The sequence below is a fragment of the Pseudomonas sp. genome (assembly GCF_037994325.1).
In the GTDB taxonomy this organism is placed as follows: Bacteria; Pseudomonadota; Gammaproteobacteria; order Pseudomonadales; family Pseudomonadaceae; genus Aquipseudomonas.
On sequence record NZ_JBBNAH010000465.1, the window covers coordinates 1 to 6,770 of the forward strand.

The following is a 6,770-nucleotide window of genomic DNA, read 5'->3' on the forward strand; positions in this document are numbered from 1 at the left end:
AAAAAGATTGATATGAAACTTCAAATGAAAAATTACGATAAGCGGGTTTTGGCTGATAAAGCGCTGTTGGCCCATACCCTCGGCGCTGAGCTTTTTGCAGAGGGGGACGAGAGCGAGTTGGTGGCGGCATCCTGGCACGAGAAACTGGATATCGTCGCCATGGTTTGCTATCTGGAAGATCCTGGCTTCCCCCAAGTAAGAATTTTGAATTGCAAAACGGCAGAGCTGTTTGATCTTGATTGTAATGATCTAATTGATTCTCCGATAATCCAAGGTATTACCTTACTTGAAACGCCTGGTGAGTTGGAACTTCAATTTACTAACGGTGACAAACGCGTTGTTTTTTATCGGTTGGAAGATAAAATAGTTTTGTGGCAGTAACGCCAAACGGCAGGGCGCGTTATGTTGGCAAGGTCTGAGGGCCTTGCTTTTGGGAAGGCAAAGCTAAGTTTTCAACAAGTAAAATTGTCAGTATTTATTTTAGGAGCTCGAAATTAGAGCGGTGAAAATAAATCTGCTCTCATTTGGTCGAATGATCTTATCGATTAAGACAAAAACTTGGCAGAAAGGTTGCCGAGCGAGGCTGTGCGCGTACGGAGGATGACTAATGCCAGAAGTTTTAACTCTAGTTTATGAGAGTCTTGACGACCCTAAGTCGGACGAGCGTCGTGAGCTGTTCGAGCAAGTCTCTGATTTCTGTAAACGGTTTGTTGGTCGTGCATCCAAAGACTTCGATGCACGGCTCAAGACTCTGCACTTTACCGGAGAGTTAGGCTTGCAGAAAGAAGGTGGCGAAGGAATGACGCCGGCTTTTGCACCGCTCGCCTTATGTTTGTGCGCCCCTACCGTTACCGAAGAAGAGTTTTGTCGTTATTTTGAGGTTTATGGTTCATCGCACTCTAATGAAGTCATCACAGATTTGATGGGCTCTCCCATTAAGTTTGGGAAATTATTAGAATATCCACTCTTGCTAGATCGCTGGAATATGATCGCTTTTGTTAGACGGGATTTTTTAGCGTCTACAGAACAATTGCACTATCGCTTGGCGGATGTTTTTTGGCTCTTGGCATATAGAGGTAGGGCTGCAGAAAGCTTGACGCCAGTGTTGTTTGCGGACATCGAGAAGGATTTTGACTCAGGTGTGCTAGGCACTTATAGAGAAAAACTTGAGGAAGGTTCTAGTGAGTTTCTGGCGGCGCTTTTTAGCGGTGCTGCTCAGGAAGCTAGCGCTTATGAAAACTCTTGGTTCGTAGAGTTTTGCCGTCGCTTTTTTGCCCGAGATTTTGCACCTGACTTGCAGGCATATTTCGACAGTGTCTACGAGTCAGTCGATGAAGCTGAGCGGATAACCTTCGATGGAAAACGGATTCTATTGCCTGCTGCGTAACGACACCGCTCTAGCGTCCTCGCAGCTTGAGTTAAATGTTGGTTCTCGTAAGCCTTTATTTGAGGAAGATGTCGCCGCGCAGTGGAGGGCAATGTTCCGGGCGGTGGAGCCTATCGATGAGCCGGTTCTGCTCCATCGGCTGGATAGCCATACCGTGCAAGCAGGATGGGACGTTGAGTTTGATCACTCGGCTGTTCAGGAGCTGATTGCGGCGCTTGAGGCTGCGGGTTGTTCGGTATTGTCGCCAGTGCTTTGGCTTGAGTCCGGAGAAGTGCTGCGCATTGTTAGTCTTGATTGCGAGGATTGGTGTTTGGCGCCGGTCCTTGTCGATGGTGAAGAGCAACTTTTCGATGACGAAGCATTGCTTCAATTCATGGTGAGTCGATCCCGCTGAGTCGTTTTATTTGATCGGCTGGGTGCTGCCGGCGGAATCAGAAATACAATGCTGCATATCCGACAAACTGCCCCCATTCCCTGCGCACTCCCGCACCAATTCCCCCCTCAACCTGTGATTTAATTGCCGGCACTTAGCCAGCCCCCGTCTGGCGCTGTTTCCGGGATGCACGGGCCCGTGTTCCCGTCGCTGTTTTCACATGGATTGTGCAATGTCGGTTCCCCTTTCTCTCTCTCCTCTCGACACCTCTACCGAACCGGTGGTGGTACGGCGTTTGCCGTTTGCGTTTGCTAAGCGCCATGGGGTGTTGTTGCAGGTGGGCGAGGACGGGGTGCGGGTGGTGTTTCGCCCTGGTGCGTCGTTGATGGCGGTGGGGGAGGCGTTGCGTTTTGCTGGGCAGGCGTTGGATGTGGTGGAGGTGGATGGCGCGGCGTTTGATCAGGCGTTGAGCGAGGCGTATCAGCAGGATTCTTCCGCGGCCATGCAGATGGTGGAGGGCCTGGGTGACGATATGGATTTGGCCAGCCTGGCGGAACGCTTGCCGGAAACCGAAGACTTGATGGAGCAGGAGGACGATGCGCCGATCATTCGGCTCATCAACGCCATCCTCTCCGAGGCGGTGAAGGAAAACGCCTCGGACATCCATGTGGAGACCTTTGAGAAACGCTTGGTGGTGCGCTTTCGTATCGACGGTATTTTGCGCGAGATGGTGCAGCCGCGTCGGGAGTTGGCCGGCTTGTTGGTGTCGCGGATCAAGGTGATGGCCAAGCTGGATATCGCGGAGAAGCGGGTGCCGCAGGATGGGCGTATTTCCCTGCGGGTGGGCGGGCGCGAGGTGGATGTGCGGGTGTCGACCTTGCCGTCGGCCAACGGCGAGCGGGTGGTGTTGCGGTTGCTGGATAAGCAGGCCGGGCGGCTGACCCTGACTCACTTGGGCATGAGTCCGCGCGATCAGCGTTTGATGGAAGACGTGGTAAAGAAACCCCACGGCATCATCCTGGTCACCGGGCCTACGGGTTCGGGTAAAACCACCACGCTGTATGCCAGCCTGGTGAGCCTGAACACGGGCACGCGCAATATCCTCACGGTAGAAGACCCTATCGAATACCACTTGGAGGGCGTCGGCCAAACCCAGGTAAATGCCAAGGTGGATATGACCTTTGCTCGCGGCTTGCGGGCGATTTTGCGCCAAGACCCGGACGTGGTGATGGTCGGCGAAATCCGTGACAAGGAGACTGCCGAGATCGCGGTGCAGGCTTCGCTCACCGGGCACTTGGTGCTCTCGACCTTGCACACCAACTCGGCCATCGGCGCTATCACGCGCTTGGTGGATATGGGCATTGAGCCGTTTTTGTTGTCGTCGTCGTTGCTTGGGGTTTTGGCTCAGCGTTTGGTGCGCACCCTGTGCCCGGTGTGCAAGGTGCCGTATCAGGCGGATGAGGCTGAGTGCGCGTTGTTGGCCATCGACCCCAGCACCCAGCCGACGCTGTATCACGCTAAGGGCTGCAGTGAGTGCAACCAGATTGGCTATCGCGGGCGTACCGGTATTTATGAGTTGGTGGTGTTTGATGACCATATGCGCACCCTGGTGCACAACGCCGCCTCCGAGCAGGAAATGACCCGCCACGCGCGCACCAGCGGCCCGAGTATTCGTGATGACGGCCGGCGCAATGTGTTGGCGGGCGTTACCACGGTGGAAGAAGTGTTGCGTGTGAGCCGGGAGGAGTAATGGCGGCGTTCGAATATGTGGCCCTCGACCTGCGCGGCCAGCAACGCCGCGGTGTGATGGAGGGTGATAGCGCGCGTCAGGTGCGGCAGTTGCTGCGCGATAAACAGCTGGCGCCGCTGGATGTAAAACCGACCCGCAGTCACAAGGAACACAGTGCCGGTGGCAGTTGGCGTTTTCAGCGTGGTTTGTCGGCGGCGGACTTGGCGCTGTTGACCCGGCAAATGGCGACCTTGGTGCAAGCGGCGATGCCGATTGAGGAAGCGCTGTCGGCGGTGGCCGAGCAGAGTGAAACGCCGCGGGTGAAGTCGATGATGCTCGCGGTGCGCTCGCGGGTGTTGGAGGGCAATAGCCTGGCGGCCAGCCTTAAGGAATACCCGTCGGCCTTCCCCGAGCTGTACCGCGCGACGGTAGCGGCGGGTGAGCATGCGGGGCATTTGTCCTTGGTGTTGGAGCAGTTGGCCGATTACACCGAACAGCGTCAGCAGTCGCGTCAGCGGGTGCAGTTGGCGTTGCTGTACCCGCTGATTTTGATGGCGACCTCGCTGATCATCGTCGGCTTTTTGCTCGGTTATGTGGTGCCCGATGTGGTCAAGGTGTTCCTGGATTCCGGGCAGAAGTTGCCGGCACTGACTCGCGGCCTGATCGCGGCCAGCGACCTGGTGAAAAACTGGGGCTGGCTGTTTGTGCTTGGCGCGGTGGGCGGGGTGATCACTGCCCGCGCGGCGTTGCGTCAGGAGGCCACGCGTTTGCGTTGGCACATTATTTTGCTGCGTTTGCCGGTGATTGGCCGCTTGGCGCGGGCCACCGATACCGCGCGCTTTGCCTCGACCCTGGCGATTTTGACCCGCAGTGGTGTGCCGCTGGTGGATGCGCTAGGTATCTCGTCGCAGGTAATCACCAATCGCTCGATTCGCGCCAAGGTGATTATCGCCGCGCAAAAGGTGCGCGAAGGCGGCAGCCTGACCCGCAGCCTGGAGCAGACCAACGAGTTCCCGCCGATGATGCGCCACATGATTGCCAGCGGCGAAAAGTCTGGCGAGCTGGACCAGATGCTGTCACGCACCGCGCGCAATCAGGAAAACGATCTGGCGGCGCGCATTGCCATGATGGTCGGTTTGTTCGAGCCGTTCATGCTGGTGTTTATGGGCGCGGTGGTGCTGGTGATTGTGCTGGCCATTCTGTTGCCGATTCTTTCTCTTAACCAACTGGTGGGGTAGCTGTGAAAAGGAGTTTTAAACAAGCGGGCTTTACGCTGATTGAAATTATGGTGGTGGTGGTCATCCTCGGCATCCTCGCCGCGTTGATCGTGCCGCAGGTAATGAGCCGCCCGGACCAGGCCAAAATCACCGTGGCCGGTGGTGATGTGAAAGCCATTTCCGCGGCGCTGGATATGTACAAGCTCGATAACTTTGCCTACCCCAGCACCCAGCAGGGCCTGGATGCGCTGGTGAAGAAACCCAGCGGCAACCCGGCGCCGAAAAACTGGAACAAGGACGGCTACCTCAAGCGCCTGCCGGTCGACCCATGGGGCAACCCCTACCAGTACCTGGCGCCGGGCACCAAAGGCCCGTTTGACCTGTACTCGTTTGGCGCCGATGGCAAAGAAGGCGGCAGCGACCACGACGCCGATATCGGCAACTGGGACAACTAACACGCCATGCGCCAGGCCCGCGGTTTTACCCTGATCGAGTTGCTGGTGGTGCTGGTCATCATCGGTACCTTGGTGAGCCTGGCGGTGCTGTCCACCGGCAATGGCACGGGCAGCCGCGAGTTGCGTAATGAAGCCGAACGGCTGGCGGCGTTGATTGGCGTGCTGGCCGATGAGGCAGTGCTGGATGGGCAGGAGTACGGCCTGCTGGTGAATGCCGAGGGCTATCGCGTGCTCAGTTACGACAACACCTCAGGCACCTGGGCTGATGCGCCCACGCAGAAAGAACACCGCACCCCGGCCAGCTTGCGCCTGGTGTTGGAGCTTGATGGCGAGGCGCTGAAATTGCCCGAGCCGCAGGCGGCAGAAGACCAGCCAGGGCTGTCGCAAGCCACGCTCAGCGACGAGAAAAAAGAACCGCTAGTGCCGCAGCTGTTGATTTTGTCCAGCGGCGAGTTGTCGCCGTTTCGCCTGCGCCTGGAAGAGCGCCGCGCCGATGGCAATGCTTATGCGTTGGCCAGCGACGGTTATCAATTGCCCAGCGCTGAAATGGACAGCCGCCCATGAGCCGGCAACGCGGGTTTACCTTGCTGGAAGTGCTGGTGGCCTTGGCGATTTTCGCCACGGTGGCGGCCTCGGTATTAACTGCCAGCAGCCGCAGTTTGATCGTCGCCCAACAGCTGGAAGCCAAGACCTTGGCCGGCTGGATTGCCGATAATCGCATCACTGAATTGCAGCTGAAATTCCCCACCCCAGGCGAGGGCCGTGAAGACAAAAGCCTGGAGTACGGCGGCCGCGAGTGGGAAACCCACAGCGAAGTTGAAAGCACCAGCGACAAGGGCCTGCGCCGCGTCACCGTGTGGGTTGCGCCCAAGGCCGAGCGCGGCAGCACCGGGCCGGTGAAAGAACGCTCGGTGCATAGCCTGACTGGGTTTATGACGGTGCGTAGCTGATGCGCCCGCTCTTGCGTAACAGTCAGGGCTTCACCCTGTTGGAAGTGATGATTGCCGTGGCGATTTTTTCGCTGCTGGCCATGGGCACGTACCGCATGCTCTCGACGGTGCTGAAGACCGATGAGGTCACCCGTCAGCACGAGCGTGACCTGCGCGAACTCAGCCGTGCTTTTGCGTCCTTGGACCGCGATATCAACCAGACCCTTAACCGCAGCGTGCGCGATGCCTATGGCGACGAGCGCGCCACCTTGCTCGGTGAGCTGGGCGCCAGCGATGGCAATGCGGCGTTGGAATTCAGCCGTAACGGTTGGCGTAATCCCTTGGGCGGCGCCCGTGCGCAAGTGCAGCGCGTGCGTTGGCGCTTGGCTGGGGAAAAGCTGGAGCGGCTGTACTGGAACGTGCTCGATCAGGCTGTCGATAGCCAACCGCGGGTGCAAAAAGTGCTCGATGGCGTGCAGTCGCTGGAGCTGCGTTTTCTCGATGACAAAGGTCAGTGGCAGGAACAGTGGCCACCCACCAGCGGCGACCTCAGCCCGGCTGAAGCGAAAAAGCGTATGCCGCTGGCCGTTGAGGTAAAGCTGGAGCATCGCCATTACGGCAAGCTGTCGCGCTTGTACCGCTTGCCGGAGCCGGCCATGGAGGCGGAGGCCAGCGAGAAC

Annotated in this window: 9 protein-coding genes; all 9 read left to right on the forward strand. The window is 57.8% G+C overall.

Annotated elements, in window-relative coordinates; all coding sequences use genetic code 11:
* A partial coding sequence (locus AAAB16_RS15630) for a hypothetical protein (RefSeq protein WP_340664147.1) occupies positions 1–381 on the forward strand: 381 nt, incomplete at its 5' end.
* Positions 382–607: 226 nt separating this feature from the next.
* The gene (locus AAAB16_RS15635) at positions 608–1,387 is read left to right on the forward strand and encodes a hypothetical protein (RefSeq protein WP_340664148.1); all 780 of its coding nucleotides are present in this window, start codon (positions 608–610) and stop codon (positions 1,385–1,387) included.
* Positions 1,356–1,781: a hypothetical protein gene (locus AAAB16_RS15640; protein ID WP_340664149.1), complete on the forward strand. Its 426-nt coding sequence runs from the start codon at positions 1,356–1,358 to the stop codon at positions 1,779–1,781. The genes AAAB16_RS15635 and AAAB16_RS15640 overlap by 32 nt, the downstream gene beginning before the upstream one ends.
* Before the next feature lie 211 nt (positions 1,782–1,992).
* Positions 1,993–3,510, forward strand: coding sequence for a type II secretion system ATPase GspE (gspE, locus tag AAAB16_RS15645; protein WP_340664150.1), 1,518 nt, complete (start codon positions 1,993–1,995; stop codon positions 3,508–3,510).
* Entirely contained in the window at positions 3,510–4,727 is a 1,218-nt protein-coding gene (xcpS, locus tag AAAB16_RS15650) for a GspF family T2SS innner membrane protein variant XcpS (protein WP_340664151.1), read from the forward strand. The genes gspE and xcpS overlap by 1 nt, the downstream gene beginning before the upstream one ends.
* A 47-nt stretch (positions 4,728–4,774) precedes the next feature.
* Positions 4,775–5,161, forward strand: coding sequence for a type II secretion system major pseudopilin GspG (gspG, locus tag AAAB16_RS15655; RefSeq protein ID WP_110616012.1), 387 nt, complete (start codon positions 4,775–4,777; stop codon positions 5,159–5,161).
* 6 nt (positions 5,162–5,167) lie between these two features.
* The gene (gene gspH / locus AAAB16_RS15660; RefSeq protein ID WP_340664152.1) at positions 5,168–5,725 is read left to right on the forward strand and encodes a type II secretion system minor pseudopilin GspH; all 558 of its coding nucleotides are present in this window, start codon (positions 5,168–5,170) and stop codon (positions 5,723–5,725) included.
* Positions 5,722–6,111, forward strand: a complete 390-nt coding sequence (gene gspI / locus AAAB16_RS15665; protein ID WP_340664153.1) for a type II secretion system minor pseudopilin GspI — start codon at positions 5,722–5,724, stop codon at positions 6,109–6,111. The genes gspH and gspI overlap by 4 nt, the downstream gene beginning before the upstream one ends.
* Positions 6,111–6,770: type II secretion system minor pseudopilin GspJ (gene gspJ / locus AAAB16_RS15670; RefSeq protein WP_340664154.1), on the forward strand; the 660-nt coding region annotated here is incomplete at its 3' end. The genes gspI and gspJ, both read left to right, overlap by 1 nt.

What these genes read in the sequence shown, in the direction of transcription:
- AAAB16_RS15635 (WP_340664148.1), top strand. Translation starts at nt 608, where the DNA reads ATGCCAGAAGTTTTAACTCTAGTTTATGAGAGTCTTGACGACCCTAAG.
- AAAB16_RS15640 (WP_340664149.1), top strand. Translation starts at nt 1,356, where the DNA reads ATGGAAAACGGATTCTATTGCCTGCTGCGTAACGACACCGCTCTAGCG.
- gspE (WP_340664150.1), top strand. Translation starts at nt 1,993, where the DNA reads ATGTCGGTTCCCCTTTCTCTCTCTCCTCTCGACACCTCTACCGAACCG.
- xcpS (WP_340664151.1), top strand. Translation starts at nt 3,510, where the DNA reads ATGGCGGCGTTCGAATATGTGGCCCTCGACCTGCGCGGCCAGCAACGC.
- gspG (WP_110616012.1), top strand. Translation starts at nt 4,775, where the DNA reads ATGGTGGTGGTGGTCATCCTCGGCATCCTCGCCGCGTTGATCGTGCCG.
- gspH (WP_340664152.1), top strand. Translation starts at nt 5,168, where the DNA reads ATGCGCCAGGCCCGCGGTTTTACCCTGATCGAGTTGCTGGTGGTGCTG.
- gspI (WP_340664153.1), top strand. Translation starts at nt 5,722, where the DNA reads ATGAGCCGGCAACGCGGGTTTACCTTGCTGGAAGTGCTGGTGGCCTTG.